Raw genomic sequence first — 17883 nt, 5'->3', positions numbered from 1 at the left:
GCACCTGCAAGCTTTGAGCCAGACGCTTCAGCCCTGCATCACCAGCTTGATATCGGCGGCCAGTTCACGCACGCGCTCTTCTTCGGTGTCCCAAGAGCACATAAAGCGTGCGCCGCCGTTGCCGATGAAGGTATAGAAACGCCAGCCCCTGGCGGTCAATGCTGCAATGGCCGGTTCCGACAATTGCAGAAACACGCCATTGGCCTGTACCGGAAACATCAGCTCCACGCCTGGAATATCCTTGACCAGTTCGGCCAGCAGTTGTGCGCAATGGTTGGCGTGGCGGGCATGTTTGAGCCAGGCGTCGTTTTCCAGCAGCCCGACCCACGGGGCAGACAGAAAGCGCATTTTCGACGCCAGTTGCCCGGCCTGTTTGCAGCGGTAATCGAAGTCTTCAGCCAGGTCATGGTTGAAAAACAGGATGGCTTCACCCACCGCCATGCCGTTTTTCGTACCGCCGAAGCACAGCACATCGACGCCGGATTTCCAGGTCAGTTCTGCCGGTGAGGCCTCCAGAAAGGCGCAGGCATTGGAGAAGCGGGCACCGTCCATGTGCAGATGCAGGCCCAGCTCCTTGCAGGTCGCACTGATTGCCTTGAGTTCTTCGGGCTGATAAACGCCGCCTACCTCGGTGGCCTGGGTCAGCGTCACGACGCGCGGTTTGGGGTAGTGAATGTCCTGACGCTTGAGCGCCACTTCGCGAATCGACTCCGGGGTCAGCTTGCCGCCTGCGCTGCGTGCTGTCAGCAGTTTGGAGCCGTTGGAGAAAAACTCCGGCGCGCCGCATTCATCGGTTTCAACGTGAGCCGTTTCCGAACAGATGACACTGTGGTAACTCTGGCACAGCGATGACAGCGCCAGCGAGTTGGCCGCTGTGCCGTTGAAGGCAAAAAACACTTCGCAGTCGGTTTCGAACAGACGGCGGAAATCATCTGATGCGCGTGCAGTCCATTGATCGTCACCATAGGCACGTTGATGCCCCTTGTTCGCCTGCTCCATGGCTGCCCAGGCTTCAGGGCAGATACCGGAATAGTTGTCGCTGGCGAACTGTTGGCTTTGGTCTGTCATGGCCGATTCCTTATGGGCGATTATGGTGCGCACTGTAGCGACAATATAAGGTTCGGTCATGTGTTGACTGCATGACGCAATTCCCTATTCAGGAGCGATATGGATCTGTCCAACCCGCCTTTTCTGCCCGGACGCAACAAGGCGCTGGACCTGCTCAAGTGGCTGGCGATGCTGAGCATGGTGCTCGATCATCTTCGCTATGTGGGCTGGTCAGTTGATTTTCTTTACGTACCGGGGCGTTTCGCCTTTCCCTGGTTCTGTCTGGCAATTGCCGTAAACCTTTCCCGGCGCAGCGCAGCCATTCTGGCTCCGCGGGTGCAATGGCGCTATCTGGGCTGGCTGCTGGTATTCGCAGCGCTAGCAGAAATACCGTATCGGCTGTTCATGGCGGACGTGACCGTGCTGAACGTGATGCCGACCCTGTTGCTGGGGCTACTGATTGCTCAAGGCTGGCAGCATCGCAACGTGACGACGCGGATCATGGCCATCGTGGCCCTGCTGTTTGGAGCGGTTTTTCAGCAACAATTGATGTTTGGTTTTGCTGGCGTGCTGCTACCGCTGGTTTTTCTGTTGGTGCTGCAAAAGCGCCTTTGGTATTCGGTGTTTCCGGCAGTTTTCTGTCTCGCAGCCAATGCCTGGCCGCAGATGATTGCCGGCGCGAGCTGGGGCGACCCGATTTCCATTGGCTCGATAGCCGCCTGCCTGGTGGCACCTGCGCTGGGCATAGCGCTACTGCGCACCAAACCGAAGTTCGCAGTGATCCCGATGCGGCGCTGGGCCTATGCGATCTACCCGCTGCACTTCATGGTATTGCTGGGTTTGCGGACGGCGTTGGAGCGTGGCTGAACGATAACCTCAACTATCGTGCGTGCGACGCTCCGCGTCGCATGCCGTTCCGGACGCTCTGTGTCCTCTTGCAAGGCAGAGCGTCGTGAACTGCATTCCGATGCTGGAGGCATCAGCTATTAGGCAGCAACCGGCAAGTAATGCTCTTGATGTAGCGCGTTTCGGCAATTGCCGGGTGTACCGGGTGATCCGGGCCCTGGCCGCCGCGTTCCAGTAGCTGGATGTTGCGGTCCAGATGGCGGGCGCTGGTCAGAAGGATGTTTTGCAGGTCGTCTTCCGGCAGGTGCATGGAGCAGGAGGCGCTGACCAGAATGCCGTCCTTGCTGAGCAGGCGCATAGCTTGCTCGTTCAGGCGGCGGTAAGCGCCTTCACCGTTTTTCATGTCTTTCTTGCGTTTGATGAACGCAGGTGGATCGGCAACGATCACATCGAAACGCTCTTCACCGGCTTTCAGCTCTTTCAGCGCTTCGAAAACATCGCCTTCGATGCAGGTCATTTTTTCTGCGAAGCCATTCAGGGCTGCGTTGCGCTCAACGCCATCAAGGGCGAAGGACGATGCGTCGACGCAGGTCACGTCACTGGCACCAAAAGCCGCTGCCTGAATTCCCCAGCCACCAATGTAGCTGTACAGGTCCAGTACACGCTTGCCTTTGACGTAGGGGGCAATGCGCGCGCGGTTCATGCGATGGTCGTAGAACCAGCCGGTCTTCTGCCCGGCCATCACCGGTGCTTCGAACTTCACGCCGTTTTCTTCCAGCGCAACCCATTCGGGAACCAGGCCGAACACGGTTTCGACGTAACGATTCAGGCCTTCCGCATCGCGCGCGGCTGAGTCGTTCTTGAACAGGATGCCGCTTGGCTTGATGACCTGAACCAGCGCGGCAATGATGTCTTCCTTGTGGTTTTCCATGGTGGCCGAGGCCAGCTGGACAACCAGAATGTCACCGAACCGATCCACCACCAGACCCGGCATCAGGTCTGAATCGCCGTAGACCAGGCGGTAGAAAGGCTTGTCGAACAGGCGCTCGCGCAGCGACAGCGCCACGTTCAGGCGATGGACCAGCAGAGACTTATCGAGCGGCAGCTTGATATCGCGCGACAGCAAGCGTGCGCAGATCAGGTTGTTGGGGCTCATGGCGACAATGCCCAGCGGCTTGCCGCCAGCAGCTTCGAGGATTGCCTGATCACCGGCTGCAAAACCATGCAGCGGGGTGGCGGCTACGTCGATTTCGTTGCTGTAGACCCACAAGTGACCGGCGCGCAGGCGGCGGTCGGCGTTGGCTTTGAGGCGCAAGCTAGGCAGGGACATGACGTCGCTCCTGAAAAAAGAGCGGGATTATAGCGCGTCATCCCGGTAGTGCGCCGGGATGACTACAATAATCGCAACCTGTTACGCCGACAGCGCTTCAATCAATTTGCTGTTGAAGGCCGGGATGTCATCAGGCTGACGACTGCTGATCAGCGTGCCGTCGGTGACAACTTCCTGATCAACCCACTTGGCGCCAGCGTTGACCAGGTCATCTTTCAGCGTCTTGAAGCTGGTCAGGGTCTTACCCTTCACCAGGCCTGCCGATATCAACAGCCAGCCGCCATGGCAGATAACCGCCACTGGTTTGCCGGAACCCTCAATGTCCTTGACGAGCTTCTGGGCGTCAGTGTCTATGCGGATGGTGTCGGAGTTCTGTACGCCGCCTGGCAGAACCACGCCATGGTAGTCGCTGGCGTTGGCCGCCTTGAACGTGCGGTCGATCTTGAAATCATCGGCAGGCTTGTCGTGATTCCAGCCTTTGACCTGGCCTTCTTCGGTGGAAAGGATTTCCACGGTGGCACCTGCTTGCTCCAGCGCTTCTTTCGGACCGGTCAGTTCGACCTGTTCGAAACCGTCGGTTACAAGAATTGCGATGCGTTTGCCAGTCAGTGCTTTAGACATGGGATCCTCCAGTGTCGGGCTTTCAGGGTGGCGTCTGGCGGCCGTTTTGAGGCCGCTATATACGCCGTCAACACAAGGTCCGAAGCCTGGCATGTGGCAAAGTTCCGAGAATATCTTCGTCTCGGGTGATGGACCGTTTCCCCGCAAGGGGTCAGAATCCAGTCATTACGGTGAGTAAATTCCTATGTCCGAAGAGCTAAGCCCAGAACAGATCCAGCAAGCGTTGCAGGGCATCAGTGTGCCTCCGCAGCCGCAGATCATGGTGGATCTGCAGATGGAGCAGTACATGCCCGATCCGGACCTGGGTGTAATTGCGCGGTTGATTGCGCAAGATCCGGGGTTGTCCGGGGCGCTGCTGAAGATCGTCAACTCTGCGCACTATGGCCTGTCCAACAAGATCGCCTCGATTGACAAGGCTGTGAATCTGCTGGGCAGCCGTACCGTGATCAATCTGATCAACGCGCAGTCGATCAGGGGCGAGATGACCGATGAGACCATCGTCGCGCTCAACCGCTTCTGGGATACCGCGCAGGATGTCGCAATGACCAGTCTGACCCTGGCCAAGCGCATCGGCTCGCAGACTGTGGATGAATCCTACGCATTGGGCCTGTTCCATGACTGCGGTATTCCGCTGATGCTCAAGCGTTTCCCGAATTACATGCCGGTCCTTGAAGAAGCCTACGCCAACGCAGGGCCTGATTGTCGCATCGTCGATACTGAAAACGCCGCGTTCGATACCAACCACTCGGTGGTCGGCTATTACACGGCCAAGTCATGGCGCTTGCCTGCGCACGTGACTGACGCGATCGCCAATCATCACAACGCGTTGGCGATTTTTCAGGACGATACCAGTCGCAATGCCCCGCTCAAGAACCTCCTGGCGCCCCTGAAAATGGCTGAGCACATCTGCCAGTCCTACCAGGTACTGGGCAATCAGGACGAAGATCACGAATGGGAATGCATTGGTGCGCTGGTGCTGGACTACGTGGGCTTGTCCGAATATGACTTTGAATACCTGAGGGAAAGCATCCGCGAGCTGGGCGCACGTTGAGTCTGTGCGCTGGCTTGTCATCCCTGTAAAACCGAGTTATCCATGCCTGAATTACCCGAAGTAGAAACCACCCGTCGCGGCATTGCGCCCCATCTTGAAGGTCAGCGTGTCAGCCGCGTTATCGTGCGCGACAGCCGTTTGCGCTGGCCCATTCCCGAAGACCTGGACATCCGACTTTCCGGACAGCGCATCGTGCAGGTGGACCGGCGCGCCAAGTACCTGCTGATTCAGGCCGAAGTGGGTACGCTGATCAGCCATTTGGGCATGTCGGGCAATCTGCGCCTTGTCGAGGCCGGGCTTCCGGCGCTCAAGCACGAGCATGTCGATATCGAACTGGAGTCCGGGCTGGCCTTGCGCTATACCGACCCGCGTCGATTCGGGGCGATGCTCTGGAGCCTTGATCCGCATAACCACGAATTGTTGATTCGTCTTGGGCCGGAGCCGCTGACCGATCTGTTCGACGGTGAGCGCCTTTACGAGCGCTCGCGCGGCAAGTCGATTGCGGTCAAACCGTTTGTCATGGACAACGCCGTGGTGGTCGGGGTGGGCAATATCTACGCGACCGAAGCGCTGTTCGCGGCGGGTATCGACCCGCGACGCGAAGCTGGAGGAATCTCACGGGCGCGTTATCTCAAGCTCGCCATCGAGATCAAGCGCATTCTGGCCTACGCTATAGAGCGCGGCGGCACCACGCTGCGTGACTTCATCGGCGGCGACGGCAAGCCGGGGTATTTCCAGCAGGAATTGTTTGTCTACGGGCGTGGCGGCCAGCCATGCAAGGTCTGCGGTACAACGTTGCGTGAAATCAAGCTGGGGCAGCGCGCCAGTGTTTATTGTCCAAAATGCCAGCGCTGAAATACGAGAGGCGCAGAGCGCAAGGCCACTTGCTTAAGCTGCACCCCTGTTTATAGTGATAGCACCTTAATTATTTGCTACGCCTGAAGGACCAAGCCATGAGCCCGTTTCGTATTCTTGCTGCCACGCTGGCGCTGTTTATCGGCCTGCAGGCACTGCCTGCGATTGCCGCCGATGTCTCCACCGGCAGCGGCGATCCGGTCTACACCATTCAGAACCCGCCAGCGTTCGCGATGATCGGCGATCTGCTGATCGCCCGACCGCTGTTGATCGCGGCCACGGTCATCGGTACAGGGCTGTTCGTGATTGCTGCGCCTTTTGCAGCGGCAGGCGGCAACCTCGGCGCAACGGGCAAGGCGCTGGTGGTCGATCCGGGCAAGGCAGCCTTTGTGCGTTGCCTGGGTTGCACCGGTGACGGGTATGGCAAGCAGCAGTAAAGGCTGTATCAGGCTTTGCTGGTGATGATCCGGTACTTGTCCATCAGCTGTTCTTTGCTCTCGACGTGATTTTCATCCAGGGGGATGCAGTCGACCGGGCAAACCTGCTGGCATTGAGGCTCGTCGTAGTGACCCACACATTCGGTGCACAGGTTCGGGTTGATCACGTAGATCTCCTCGCCTTGTGAAATCGCCTCGTTTGGGCACTCGGGTTCGCAGACGTCGCAGTTGATGCAATCGTCAGTGATGATAAGGGACATGAATTGCTCCTGCCGCAGCCGACGCCGGGGCACATTAAAACCAATGCGGCGAATTGTGCCGCATTAGGCTTCGGGATGCACCTTCACATGCAGTGCGTCTAGCGCTTGAAACGTTCGGTCAGCGCCTGAGCGACAGCAGGATGAACGAATTTGGTGATATCACCGCCCAACGCCGCGATTTCACGCACCAACGTCGAGGAAATGAACGAGTAGCGCTCTGAAGGTGTGAGGAACAGGCTTTCGACGTCCGGTGCCAGCTGACGATTCATGTTGGCCAACTGAAACTCGTACTCGAAGTCTGATACCGCGCGAAGGCCGCGCAGAAAGACGTTGGCATTCTGTTCCTTGGCAAAATGCGCGAGCAGCGTCGAGAAGCCGACGACTTCCACGTTGGGCAGGTGTTTGGTGACTTCGCGGGCCAGTTCGACGCGTTGTTCCAGAGGAAACAGCGGGTTTTTCTTCGGGCTGGCGGCAACCGCAATGACCACGTGGTCGAACAGGCGCGAGGCGCGCTCGACCAAATCTCCATGGCCCTTGGTAATCGGGTCGAAGGTGCCTGGGTACAACACTCGGTTCATCGCGTCGTCCTGGTCGGAGTCCGTTGTGGGACTCGGATGGTATCGCAGCCTTCCCGATGGGCCAAGCTGCGTAACAGGCGCCAAGCGTCGTATTGCGCCGATTATCGGCCATGTTTCAGCCCAAACCCCCGATTTTGGGGCTATTTACTGTGGTGCGGATGATGCTCGACGCGCAGCAATTGGCTAAGACACCTTGTGTTCAGCTTGCCTGCGTCGACTCGTCACTGGTGCTGCTTCGATTCTGCCACCATTGCGGCATCTGCCTGCGTTAAGATTGCCATCATCTGATTAGCACTTAGAGTGGCCTTGTCCGCATGGCAACCCGTACCAAAACCCGTGAACGCATCGTGCAAACCAGTCTGGAGCTGTTCAATCAGCAGGGCGAACGAAGCGTGACCACCAATCATATTGCTGCGCACATGGAAATCTCGCCCGGCAATCTCTATTACCACTTCGCCAACAAGCAGGTGATCATCGCCGAGCTGTTCACCGAGTATGAAACGCTGGTGGGCAGTTTTCTGACCCTGCCTGCCGACCGCCCGCCGACCATCGAAGACAAGCGCGATTATTTTCTGGCGATAATGGACGCCATGTGGCGCTACCGTTTTCTGCACCGCGACCTTGAGCATCTACTGACGTCGGATGCAGAGCTGGCGAGGCGTTACCGGCGCTTTTCGTATCGCTGCCTGATGCAGGCGATGACTATCTATCGGGGGTTTATCAAGGCTGGCATCCTGAAAATGGATGAATCGCAGATCGAGTGGACCAGTCTCAACACCTGGATCGTTCTGACGTCGTGGGTGCGTTTTCTGTGCACCAACCGGGAAAACGCTACAGAGTTGAACGAATCGGCGATTCGACGTGGCGTCTATCAGGTACTTATGCTCGAATCTGTGTTTGTCGCGCCTCAGGCTCGCGAAGCGTTCGACGCGCTATGCGAAACGTTTCACTCAACGTTGCCTGAGGTTCTGATGTGAATTTCAGAGCCGATGAGCGGCTGCTTGTCGGTTCTCTGCCACAGGAGTGTGTCATGTCCATTGCGCAACTGATCAGCCCCGAGCAACTGGCTGCACGACAGAAAACCCCAGGTCTGGTGATTCTCGATTGCCGTTATGCGCTCGAAGATTCCGATTACGGTCAGCGCAGTTACGCCCAGGGGCGTATTGAGGGCGCGTCCTTTGCCGATCTGAAGCGCGACCTCAGCGGGCCAGCGATCAAAGGCAAAACAGGCCGCCACCCGCTGCCGGACCCGGAAGTCTTGTTACAGTGTTTTCAGGCATGGGGCATCAACGCTGACAGCGATGTCGTGCTGTACGACGACGGACCTGGAATGTATGCCGCGCGCGCCTGGTGGTTGCTGGCCTGGATGGGCAAGCGCGAAGGCGTGTACCTGCTCGATGGAGGGCTGAAAGCCTGGCACGCTGCAGGCCTGCCGTTGAGCCTCGACGCGCCGAATCGTGAACCGGGCAGTTTCAGCGGTGAGCCGGACATGTCGATGGTGCTCAGCGGCAGTCGCCTGCACGGCCGCCTCGGTCGCCCGGAAATGACCTTGATCGACGCCCGCGCCGAAGCGCGCTTCCGAGGTGACGTAGAGCCTCTGGACCCGGTCGCCGGGCATATTCCCGGTGCTCAGTGTGCGGCCTGCACCGATAACCTCGGGCCGGATGGACGCTTTTTGCCACCTGAGCAGCTCAGGCAGCGTTTTGCCGAAAAACTGCAGGGTCGTCCGCCGGAAAGTCTGGTGTCTTACTGCGGATCAGGCGTCACGGCCTGCCATAACCTGTTCGCCCTGTGTCTGGCCGGGTATCCGCTGGCAACGCTTTATGCGGGCTCGTGGAGCGAGTGGATCAACGATCCTGAGCATGAAATCGCCACGGGCGCCGCTTGATCCGTCGTCAGCCTGATCAGGCGTTTTCGCGCTGATGTGCGGCGCTTAGCCATAACGGGATGCGGCGCTCAAGGTAATAGCCCGGATTGCGCAGCGAGCCGTCGACGAAACCGACATGCCCGCCTTTGGCGTGTAGCTCGAACTCGGTGCAGGGCGACAGCTCGCTCGGTTCGGGCAGGCTGTGGGGGAACACGAACGGGTCGTCGCTGGACTGGATGATCAGCGTCGGCGTCTGAATCTGACCCAGATAGTAGCGGCTGGATGCCCTGCGATAGTAATCCGTGGCGTCGGTAAAACCATGCAGCGGTGCAGTCACCCGTCCATCGAAGTCCCAGAACGTTCGCATGTTCTCCAGCGAGCCCAGCGCGGCGAGTTCGGCCAGCCCCTCGCTGATGCCTTCATGCTGGAAGCGGTGCTGCTTGTCACGGATATACGCCAGCATTTCGCGCATGAAGTGTCGTTGATAAACCCTGGAGAACCCTTGGCCGATGCGGTTGGCGCATTCGTCCAGCCGAAACGGCACTGACACCGCCACCGCGCCCCGAAGATCACTGCTGGCGCCGGACTCCCCCAGGTACTTGAGCAACACATTGCCGCCCAGCGAATACCCCGCCGCATAAATCGGAGCCAATGGCCGCAGCGAACGCAAATGAGCGATCACCTCGGCCAGATCCTCGCTGGCGCCTGAGTGATAGCTGCGCGACAGCAGGTTCGGCTCTCCCGAGCACCCGCGCCAGTTCAGCGCCACACTGGGCCAGCCCTGCGCCGCCATGGCCTTTTGCAGACCGGCTACATACGGCGAATTGGACGACCCGGTCAGGCCGTGCAATACAAGAACCAGGGGTTTATCGGGCTCATCCGGACCATGCCAGTCCATGTCCAGAAAATCCCCATCCTTCAACCACAACCGCTCGCGAGTGCGCGCCAGCAACGTCGGCCTGCGCAGCAGCGGCCCCCACAGCGTCTGCAAATGCGGATTGCCCATGCCGACGGCCGGGATGAATGGATTGGCATGGGACAGAAAGGTAGGGCGTGTGGACACGTGCTTGCTCAACGATCGGTGCAGTGACTGAAGCTGTACGTTGCCATTAAGTGGACCGGGATGTAAGGGGAGATTCAAGTAGCGTGGTGGCGTGTCCCCGTGATGCGTTGCTAACCTTGACCCGCTCTGACGTAAGGCTCGATTGGCGGCTGCTCGCGACGCTCGGCCTGCCACAGGTCGTGATCAGCCTGAATGCTCAGCCAAAGACGCGCGCTGCTGATGCCCGCCCGCTCAAGCCTTACTGCCAGGTCAGGACTCACAGGTGCAAGCCCATTCAGTATTTCTGAAAGGGTCTCTTTGGCAAAGCCCAGATGACTGGCGAACTCCGAAACGGTGGTCTGCAGACCAGGAATCACCTCTTCAAGCAGGATTTCACCCGGATGTGGGGGGTTATGCATTTCCACAGGGACCTCCGCTCAGTGGTAATCCAGATAATCGACCAGCTCGACATCTGTCTCTAGGAAACGAAAAATAATACGCCAGTTGGCGTTTACAGTTATTGACCAGAACCCTTCCAGTTCTCCCCTGAGGGGGTGAAGCCGCCAGCCGGGTATATTGATGTTAGCTGGCACTTTCGCTCGATTCAGAACCATCAGGACATGTGCGATACGTCTTGAATGATCTGCCCTGATTCCGCTTGTAGAGCCGGTTTCAAAAAAAATCCTGAGACCCTTGTGTCTCCAGCTGACAATCAAGCTGTGATTGTGATGCGGCACATCACACTCCGCAATCGCCATTTTGCTGTCCTGTTTTCTTTGTTCATAACTTTCCTTCATGCACGCAGAGGCCATGCAGAACGTGTAAATGTCGTGAGCAAATGGGACTATTTTTGCGATTACGGGTCAACGAGTGCGACGTAGGATGGGTCTTTAATTCAAGTAGGTCGCATGATCTGAGAGGGATATTGAGGCAAGAATGGAGCGCGCCATGCGCTCCACCCAGTAGCGTATGAAAGCGGCCTAGCCCCGCTGCCACAACGCGTAATACACCTGACCAGCCTTTTTCTCGCGGTGCAATCGCCAGCTTCCCGGCAAGCCGGTGGTCGATGGCGGGGTTTCGCTTTCGGTGTAGATCCAGGCGGTGTCGGCCAGCCAGCCGTGGCTTTCCAGCAGGTTGCAGGCTGAAGCCAGCAGGCCTTGATGGAAGGGCGGGTCGAGGAACACCACGTCAAAGGGCGATGCCGTGGCGGTTTCCAGATGGCGCAGGGCGTCGGTCTGGGAGACCTGGCCGCTGGTGCAGTTCAGTGCGTTGAGGTTCTGGCGCAGGCTGGCGATGGCCGCCGCGTTGCTGTCCAGCGCCAGACCCATGCTGGCGCCACGGGACAGGGCTTCGAAATACAGTGCGCCGCTGCCAGTGAAAACGTCCAGCACCCTGGCACCAGCGATGTAGGGTGCCAGCCAATTGAACAGGGTTTCGCGCACCCGATCAGGCGTCGGGCGCAGGCCGGGGGCGTCGGGGAAGGTCAGGCGACGGCTGCCCCATTCTCCGCCGATGATACGAAGCTGACCCAGGCCGTTGTGGCCCTTCGGACGTGGATTGGCCATCAGTGTTCCGGGACCCCTACAGGTTGGCGGGTGGGTTTGTCTGTCGGCGCTGGCAGTGGCTTTTGCTCCACGGTCGGGCCAACGGTAACAATGACCATCTTGTCGGCGCTCAGGTGCTTGCTCATCGCAGCTTTCACCTGTTCGACGGTCACGCTCTGGGCGGCGGCCATGTAGTCCTCAAGGTAGGTCAGCGGCAGGTTGTAGAAGCCGATTGCACCTAGCTGACCCACGATGGCCGAATTGCTGGCTGCGGTAAGCGGGAAGCTGCCGGTCAGTTCGCGTTTCACATCGTCGACTTCTTTCTGGGTCGGGCCGTTGGCGAGGAAGTCGCGAACGATGTCCTGCACCAGCTTGAGGGTGTTTTCGCTCATTTCCGCACGCGTTTGCAGGCCGATCATGAACGGTCCGGCAACCTGCATGGCGGTGAAGCCAGATGACACGCCGTAGGTCAGGCCGCGTTTTTCCCGCACTTCGGTCATCAGTCGGCTGCCGAAGCCGCCACCACCCAATACCGAGTTACCCACGGTCAGCGCCGCGTAGTCCGGGTCGTTACGGTCGATGCCCAGTTGCGCGAGCATCAGGTGGGTCTGGTTGGACGCGAATTCGATATGCGTGGTGCCTGCCTTCGGCTCAACCGGATCAGCGACCTTCGCCAGTGCCGGGCCTTTGGGCAGCGAGGCGGAAACCTGCGCCGCGACGGCTTGCGCTTCGTCCCGCGACAGATCGCCTACCAGAGCAATCACCGCATTGCCTGCCGCATAACCTTTGGCGTGGAAAGCCTTGAGCTGAGCCAGGGTAATGGCATTGATGCTTTTTGCGTCGCCTTCGCTCGGGTGAGCGTAGGGATGGTCGCCGTAGAGACGGTTGAACAGTTCCTTGCTGGCGATAGCGCCGGGGTTCTGTTTCTGATTCTCGAAGCTGGCGATCAACTGGTTTTTGATACGGGCCAGAGAGTCGGCAGGGAAGGTGGGCTTGCCCACGACTTCGCTGAACAGCTTCAGGGCCGGGTCGCGCTTGTCGGCAGCACTGAGGCTGCGCAAGGACGTGACCGCCATGTCGCGGTAGGAACCGTTGCTGAAATCCGCTCCCAGGCCTTCGAAGCCCTGAGCGATGGCGTTGACGTCCTTGCCTTTGACGCCCTCATTGAGCATGGCGTTGGTCAACAGGGCAATGCCGGGCGATTTCTGGTCCTGGCTGCTGCCTGCGGCGAATGTCAGGCGCATGTCGAACATCGGCAATTCGCGCGATTCCACGAACAGCACCCTGGCACCCTCGGCGGTATTCCAGGTCTGGATGTTCAGGGCACGACGGGCTGGTGCCTTGCCGTCCAGCTCCTTGAGGGTTTGCAGGTTACTGCCCAGTGCCGGAGCAGCCTGGCCCTGCTCGGCAGGGGCGGCGTTGTCGGCCACGGCTGGCAGTGCGACAAAGGTGCCGAGCGAACCGGCCAGGATCAGGCCAAGCAGCGCATGACGTGGAGCGTTGCGCGTGATCATTTGGCTTTCTCCTCAGGCAGAACGTGCGCAACGCTGAGGCGCTCACGGGTGAAATAGGTGTTGGCTGCTTTCTGGATGTCCTGCGGGGTCACGCTCTGCAGGGCTTCCAGCTCATTGTCCATCAGCTTCCAGGACAGGCCGACGGTTTCAAGCTCGCCGATCATGGTCGCCTGGCTGGTAATCGAGTCGCGCTCGTAGACCACACCGGCAATGACCTGAGCCCGAACGCGCTCCAGTTCTTCGGCGGACGGTGCCTTGGTTTTCAGCTCGTCGAGCAGACGCCAGATGCCGGCTTCCACATCGGCCAGGGTCTTTTTCTTTTGCAGGTTGGGTGTGGCGCTGATCATGAACAGGCTGTCGCCGCGAGCAAATGCGTCGTAGCGCGACGATGCGCCGGAGACCAGTTCTTCGCCACGTTCCAGGCGTGAGGAAATGCGTGCGCTGTAACCACCGTCGAGCAGTGCCGCAATCAGGCGCAGGGCATTCGCCGAACGTGGGTCTTCAGCGGTCGCAACGCTTGGCACGTTGAAGCCGTAAATCAGGCTCGGCAACTGGGTTTTGACGTGCAGAGTGATCTTGCGCTCGCCTGGCTCGGCCAGTTCCAGCGGTTTTTTCGAGGGCGGCACGTCGCGGCGCGGGATCGGGCCGAAGAAACGCTCTGCCAGGGCTTTGACCTCGTCCGGCTGCACATCGCCAACCACCACCAGCGTGGCGTTGTTCGGCGCATACCAGGATTCGTACCAGTGGCGCAGCTCTTCAACCTTCATGCGCTCCAGGTCCGCCATCCAGCCAATGGTCGGCGTGTGATAGCCGCTGGCAGGGTAGGCCATCGCCTTGAAGCGTTCGAATGCCTTGCCCATCGGCTTGTCATCGGTGCGCAGGCGACGCTCTTCCTTGATGACTTCGATCTCGCGGCTGAACTCGTCGGCGGGCAATTTCAGGGTTGCCATGCGATCGGCTTCCAGTTCCAGCGCGACGCTCAGACGATCGCGGGCCAGGACCTGATAGTAGGCGGTATAGTCATCGCTGGTGAACGCATTCTCTTCAGCGCCCAGGTCGCGCAGAATCAGTGAGGATTCACCCGGCCCGGTCTTGCTGCTGCCCTTGAACATCATGTGTTCCAAGGCATGGGACAGGCCGGTCTGGCCGGGTGTTTCGTAGCTGGAGCCGACCTTGTACCAGATCTGGGAAACCACCACTGGAGCGCGGTGGTCTTCGCGGACGACAACTTTCAGGCCATTGTCCAGGGTAAATTCATGGGTCGGTTGCGAATCAGCAGCCAATGCTGTCAAGGGCAGACAAATAGTGCTGAGCAGCAGGCCTGCGGCGCGGCGGGCTAGAGCATTCATTCGTAGTTTGAACCTGTAGGACGGCCCGCGTGAACTTAGCGTCGGCGGGCGCGGGGGTGTTAGGATACTGATCCGTTTGCTTCAGAGACAGCCTTCACTGGCCGATTGCGAGTGAAACCTGTCTGAAACGCAGGTAAAGGTAGCGCTTCAAGCGGCCGTTGAGTGAACAAGAAGTCCTAAACGCAGTCTGTTTTGCATGTCAGAATTTTTCCGGGTCGCCCTCTGGCGCCCCGCAACCTTGAGATAGCCGTCCTCCATGTTTGGTTCCAACGACGACAAGAAGACCCCAGCCGAGGCTGGAGAGAAGAAAGGCCTGTTCGGATGGCTGCGCAAGAAACCGCAGCAAGCCGAGCCAGCGCCACAAGAATCATCCCCGACGCAACCCGATCCGGTCCACGACCCGGTTGTGACCACGCCGCAGGTTGAGCCTCCTGCGGCCTCGCAATCTGTACCCGAGAGCATCGTCGAGCCGGTTGCGAATTCGCAGCAAGGCCATGTCGAGCCAGGTGCGCCGTCGCCTCAGCCGTGGCTGACCTTGCCGGTAACCGAGGAGCCAGTGGCACTGAGTGACGAGCGCGAGCCGCACATCACCCCGCCAATCCCTGAGCAAAGTCAGGCTCATGCCATGCCCGAGCCGGTCGCAGCGCAACCTGTGGCTGATATCGTGCCGCTGAGTGTTCCCGAGCCGCTACTGGTCCAGCCTGTTCCAGAACCAGAACCAGAACCAGAACCAGAACCAGAACCCGTCGTAGCGCAGGCTGTGCCACAACCGGTAGCGCCTGTTCCGCAAGTGGTTCCTGCTCTGGCCCCTGCTCCGGTACAAGAGCCCGAAACCGGTAAGGTCGGCTTCTTTGCTCGCCTGAAGCAGGGGCTGTCGAAAACCAGCGCCAGCATCGGCGAAGGCATGGCCAGCCTGTTCCTGGGCAAGAAAGCCATCGATGATGACCTGCTGGAAGAAATCGAAACCCGTTTGCTGACCGCCGATGTCGGCGTTGAGGCCACATCGGTCATCATCAAGAGCCTGACTCAGAAGGTCGCGCGCAAGCAGTTGACCGATGCTCAGGCGTTGTACACCTCGTTGCAGGGCGAACTGGCTGCGATGCTCAAGCCTGTCGAGCAACCGCTGGTGATCAAGGCCGAGCACAAGCCGTTCGTGATTCTGGTGGTCGGCGTCAATGGTGCGGGCAAGACCACCACCATCGGCAAGCTGGCCAAGAAGCTGCAACTGGAAGGCAAGAAGGTCATGCTGGCCGCGGGCGACACGTTCCGCGCTGCAGCCGTCGAGCAATTGCAGGTCTGGGGTGAGCGTAATCACATACCGGTCATCGCTCAGCACACCGGTGCCGATTCCGCCTCGGTGATTTTCGATGCCGTGCAGGCCGCCAAGGCCCGTGGCATTGATGTGTTGATCGCCGACACCGCAGGTCGCCTGCACACCAAGGACAACCTGATGGAGGAGTTGAAGAAGGTTCGCCGCGTGATCGGCAAGCTGGACGCAGATGCTCCTCACGAAGTCCTGCTGGTCCTCGATGCAGGCACCGGGCAGAACGCTATCAATCAGGCCAAGCAATTCAACCAGACGGTTACGTTGACCGGGCTGGCGCTGACCAAGCTGGATGGCACAGCCAAAGGCGGCGTGATTTTCGCCCTGGCCAAGCAGTTCGGCTTGCCGATTCGCTATATCGGCGTCGGTGAAGGTATCGATGACTTGCGTACCTTCGAGGCCGAACCCTTTGTTCAGGCACTGTTTGCGGAGCGGGAGCGTCCATGATTCGATTCGAGCAGGTCGGTAAGCGCTACCCGAATGGACATGTCGGGTTGCATGAACTGAGCTTTCGAGTACGTCGCGGCGAGTTTTTGTTTGTCACTGGTCATTCCGGTGCCGGCAAAAGCACGCTGTTACGCCTGTTGCTGGCCATGGAGCGTCCAACTACCGGCAAACTGATGCTTGCCGGCCAGGACCTTGGGCAGATCAGCAACGCACAGATCCCGTTTCTGCGTCGTCAGATCGGCGTGGTGTTCCAGAATCACCAGTTGCTGTTCGATCGCACGGTGTTCAACAACATCGCTTTGCCCTTGCAGATCCTCGGTCTGTCCAAGCCCGAGATTGCCAAACGGGTCGATTCGGCCCTTGAGCGTGTGGCGCTATCCGATAAGGCCGAGCTGTACCCCGGCGACCTGTCCACCGGTCAGCAACAGCGTGTCGGGATTGCCCGCGCCATTGTCCATCGCCCGGCCTTGCTGCTGGCCGATGAACCTACCGGTAACCTCGACCCACGTCTGGCGGCGGAAATCATGGGCGTGTTTGAAGATATCAACCGACTGGGGACCAGCGTGCTGATTGCCAGTCACGACCTTGCATTGATTGCCCGCATGCGCCATCGCATGCTGACCCTGCAACGCGGGCGTCTGATCGGTGACGGGGAGGCCGGAGTATGAGTGCTACACGCAGCTCCAAGGTTTCCGAACGCGTTGCGCCCAAGGCCGCCGATCCAGTGCCGCCGAAAAAGAAAAAGCAGCGTCACGACCATGATGATGACGGCCCGGATTTCAGTGCGTTGTTGTCGGCGTGGCTGGAAAGCCATCGCTCCAGTCTGCTGGACAGCCTGCGACGTCTGGGAAAACAACCGATTGGCAGTTTCTTTACCTGTCTGGTGATGGCGATTGCCTTGAGCTTGCCGATGGGCCTGTCATTGCTACTGAGCAATGTCGAGCGTCTGGGTGGTTCGTGGCAGCGCGCTGCACAGATTTCCATCTACCTGAAGCTGGATGCCAGCACCGCTGATGGCACTCGCCTGCGTGATGAAATCAAGTCGATGCCCGGTGTGGCAGATGCCGAGTACATCAGCAGCGAGCAGGCATTGGGTGAGTTCAAGCAACAGTCCGGTCTGGGCGAGGCGCTCAAGGAATTGCCAGAGAACCCGCTTCCAGGCGTGGTGTTGGTAACGCCGGATGAAGTGGACAAACCTGCGCTGGAAGCCTTGCGCACGCGGTTGGCAGAACTGCCTAAAGTCGAGCAGGCGCAACTGGATCTGGTCTGGGTCGAAAGGCTGGCCGCGATCCTCAAGCTGGGTGACCGATTCGTTTTCGGCTTGACGGTTTTGCTGGTCTCAGCTTTGCTGTTAGTAATTGGTAACACAATTCGTCTACATATTGAAAACCGCCGTATCGAAATCGAAGTCATCAAGCTGGTGGGCGGTACTGACAGCTACGTGCGCAGACCCTTCCTTTATATGGGCGCGCTGTACGGTTTCGGGGCAGGTATCCTGTCCTGGGGCGTTCTGGCTTATGGCCTGAACTGGCTGAACGGTGCGGTCGTCGGGCTGGCAGGTCTCTATGGAAGCGACTTTGCGCTGGCAGGTGTTCCGATGGGTGATGGTCTTTCGCTCTTGCTTGGAGCGGTTCTGTTAGGGTATATCGGTGCCTGGATTGCGGTCGCTCGTCACTTGCGTGAACTGGCGCCCCGTTAGAGGCAAATTTTTCGTTCACCAGACTGGCTTCTGAAAATCAAGGAACTTGGTTAGCGGTTCCGGGTCAATCTG

20 protein-coding genes are annotated in these 17883 nt (G+C 59.1%); 9 read left to right on the top strand and 11 right to left on the bottom strand.

Annotated elements, in window-relative coordinates; translation table 11 throughout:
* Nucleotides 1–27: 27 nt before the first annotated feature.
* Nucleotides 28–1068 carry a low specificity L-threonine aldolase gene (locus RYC17_RS22955; RefSeq protein WP_058408322.1) on the bottom strand — a complete coding sequence of 347 codons (1041 nt, stop codon included), beginning with the start codon at nt 1066–1068 and terminating at the stop codon, nt 28–30.
* 99 nt (nt 1069–1167) lie between these two features.
* Between RYC17_RS22955 and RYC17_RS22950 the strand changes: the two genes are divergently transcribed.
* Nucleotides 1168–1914, top strand: a complete 747-nt coding sequence (locus RYC17_RS22950; protein WP_058408321.1) for a TraX family protein — start codon at nt 1168–1170, stop codon at nt 1912–1914.
* Nucleotides 1915–2026: 112 nt separating this feature from the next.
* On the opposite strand, the gene RYC17_RS22945 is transcribed toward RYC17_RS22950, so the two are convergent.
* Both RYC17_RS22945 and RYC17_RS22940 read right to left on the bottom strand, forming a co-directional pair.
* Nucleotides 2027–3223 (bottom strand): class I SAM-dependent rRNA methyltransferase, encoded by a 1197-nt coding sequence (locus RYC17_RS22945; RefSeq protein WP_005744093.1) that lies wholly within the window; start codon nt 3221–3223, stop codon nt 2027–2029.
* A gap of 81 nt (nt 3224–3304) precedes the next feature.
* Entirely contained in the window at nt 3305–3844 is a 540-nt protein-coding gene (locus tag RYC17_RS22940) for a type 1 glutamine amidotransferase domain-containing protein (RefSeq protein WP_005735018.1), read from the bottom strand.
* A gap of 238 nt (nt 3845–4082) precedes the next feature.
* Between RYC17_RS22940 and RYC17_RS22935 the strand changes: the two genes are divergently transcribed.
* The 3 genes from RYC17_RS22935 to RYC17_RS22925 all read left to right on the top strand — a co-directional run bounded on the left by RYC17_RS22935 (nt 4083) and on the right by RYC17_RS22925 (nt 6187).
* Nucleotides 4083–4895, top strand: a complete 813-nt coding sequence (locus tag RYC17_RS22935; RefSeq protein WP_172680529.1) for an HDOD domain-containing protein — start codon at nt 4083–4085, stop codon at nt 4893–4895.
* 42 nt (nt 4896–4937) lie between these two features.
* Nucleotides 4938–5750, top strand: a complete 813-nt coding sequence (gene mutM / locus RYC17_RS22930) for a bifunctional DNA-formamidopyrimidine glycosylase/DNA-(apurinic or apyrimidinic site) lyase (RefSeq protein ID WP_004654856.1) — start codon at nt 4938–4940, stop codon at nt 5748–5750.
* Between the two features lie 98 nt (nt 5751–5848).
* Entirely contained in the window at nt 5849–6187 is a 339-nt protein-coding gene (locus RYC17_RS22925) for a hypothetical protein (protein WP_058401184.1), read from the top strand.
* Between the two features lie 8 nt (nt 6188–6195).
* Here the strand turns inward: RYC17_RS22925 and RYC17_RS22920 are convergent, their stop codons facing one another.
* Nucleotides 6196–6447 (bottom strand): YfhL family 4Fe-4S dicluster ferredoxin, encoded by a 252-nt coding sequence (locus tag RYC17_RS22920; protein ID WP_003316325.1) that lies wholly within the window; start codon nt 6445–6447, stop codon nt 6196–6198.
* A 98-nt stretch (nt 6448–6545) separates the two neighbouring features.
* Nucleotides 6546–7025: a pantetheine-phosphate adenylyltransferase gene (gene coaD / locus RYC17_RS22915; RefSeq protein ID WP_002555639.1), complete on the bottom strand. Its 480-nt coding sequence runs from the start codon at nt 7023–7025 to the stop codon at nt 6546–6548.
* A gap of 314 nt (nt 7026–7339) precedes the next feature.
* Between coaD and RYC17_RS22910 the strand changes: the two genes are divergently transcribed.
* Both RYC17_RS22910 and RYC17_RS22905 read left to right on the top strand, forming a co-directional pair.
* Complete coding sequence (locus tag RYC17_RS22910) at nt 7340–8002, top strand: TetR/AcrR family transcriptional regulator (protein ID WP_005744091.1); 663 nt, start codon at nt 7340–7342, stop codon at nt 8000–8002.
* A gap of 53 nt (nt 8003–8055) precedes the next feature.
* On the top strand, nt 8056–8913 hold the full coding sequence (locus RYC17_RS22905) for a sulfurtransferase (protein ID WP_219170455.1): 858 nt from the start codon (nt 8056–8058) through the stop codon (nt 8911–8913).
* A 16-nt stretch (nt 8914–8929) separates the two neighbouring features.
* Here RYC17_RS22905 and RYC17_RS22900 read toward each other — a convergent pair whose 3' ends face one another.
* The 6 genes from RYC17_RS22900 to RYC17_RS22875 all read right to left on the bottom strand — a co-directional run bounded on the left by RYC17_RS22900 (nt 8930) and on the right by RYC17_RS22875 (nt 14341).
* Nucleotides 8930–9955: a hydrolase gene (locus RYC17_RS22900; RefSeq protein WP_219170453.1), complete on the bottom strand. Its 1026-nt coding sequence runs from the start codon at nt 9953–9955 to the stop codon at nt 8930–8932.
* A 110-nt stretch (nt 9956–10065) separates the two neighbouring features.
* The gene (locus tag RYC17_RS22895) at nt 10066–10359 is read right to left on the bottom strand and encodes a HigA family addiction module antitoxin (RefSeq protein WP_058401186.1); all 294 of its coding nucleotides are present in this window, start codon (nt 10357–10359) and stop codon (nt 10066–10068) included.
* Between the two features lie 12 nt (nt 10360–10371).
* Nucleotides 10372–10650 carry a type II toxin-antitoxin system RelE/ParE family toxin gene (locus RYC17_RS22890; RefSeq protein ID WP_058401209.1) on the bottom strand — a complete coding sequence of 93 codons (279 nt, stop codon included), beginning with the start codon at nt 10648–10650 and terminating at the stop codon, nt 10372–10374.
* Between the two features lie 264 nt (nt 10651–10914).
* The gene (gene rsmD, locus RYC17_RS22885) at nt 10915–11499 is read right to left on the bottom strand and encodes a 16S rRNA (guanine(966)-N(2))-methyltransferase RsmD (protein ID WP_003411937.1); all 585 of its coding nucleotides are present in this window, start codon (nt 11497–11499) and stop codon (nt 10915–10917) included.
* Entirely contained in the window at nt 11499–12992 is a 1494-nt protein-coding gene (locus RYC17_RS22880; protein ID WP_316904553.1) for a pitrilysin family protein, read from the bottom strand. The genes rsmD and RYC17_RS22880 overlap by 1 nt, the downstream gene beginning before the upstream one ends.
* The gene (locus RYC17_RS22875) at nt 12989–14341 is read right to left on the bottom strand and encodes a M16 family metallopeptidase (protein ID WP_002555633.1); all 1353 of its coding nucleotides are present in this window, start codon (nt 14339–14341) and stop codon (nt 12989–12991) included. The genes RYC17_RS22880 and RYC17_RS22875 overlap by 4 nt, the downstream gene beginning before the upstream one ends.
* Before the next feature lie 256 nt (nt 14342–14597).
* Between RYC17_RS22875 and ftsY the strand changes: the two genes are divergently transcribed.
* The 3 genes from ftsY to ftsX are packed head-to-tail and all read left to right on the top strand — an operon-like array spanning nt 14598 to nt 17811.
* Nucleotides 14598–16112, top strand: coding sequence for a signal recognition particle-docking protein FtsY (gene ftsY, locus RYC17_RS22870; RefSeq protein WP_316904552.1), 1515 nt, complete (start codon nt 14598–14600; stop codon nt 16110–16112).
* Nucleotides 16109–16780, top strand: a complete 672-nt coding sequence (gene ftsE, locus RYC17_RS22865; protein ID WP_002555631.1) for a cell division ATP-binding protein FtsE — start codon at nt 16109–16111, stop codon at nt 16778–16780. Before ftsY ends, ftsE begins: the two co-directional genes overlap by 4 nt.
* The gene (ftsX, locus tag RYC17_RS22860; RefSeq protein ID WP_316904551.1) at nt 16777–17811 is read left to right on the top strand and encodes a permease-like cell division protein FtsX; all 1035 of its coding nucleotides are present in this window, start codon (nt 16777–16779) and stop codon (nt 17809–17811) included. The genes ftsE and ftsX overlap by 4 nt, the downstream gene beginning before the upstream one ends.
* The last annotated feature ends 72 nt before the right edge of the window (nt 17812–17883 follow it).

The sequence above is a fragment of the Pseudomonas syringae group sp. J248-6 genome (assembly GCF_032586995.1).
GTDB classification, from domain to species: domain Bacteria; phylum Pseudomonadota; class Gammaproteobacteria; order Pseudomonadales; family Pseudomonadaceae; genus Aquipseudomonas; species Aquipseudomonas amygdali.
The sequence above is the reverse complement of the archived record's forward strand: the minus strand, read 5'-3'. Positions and strand labels throughout refer to the sequence as shown.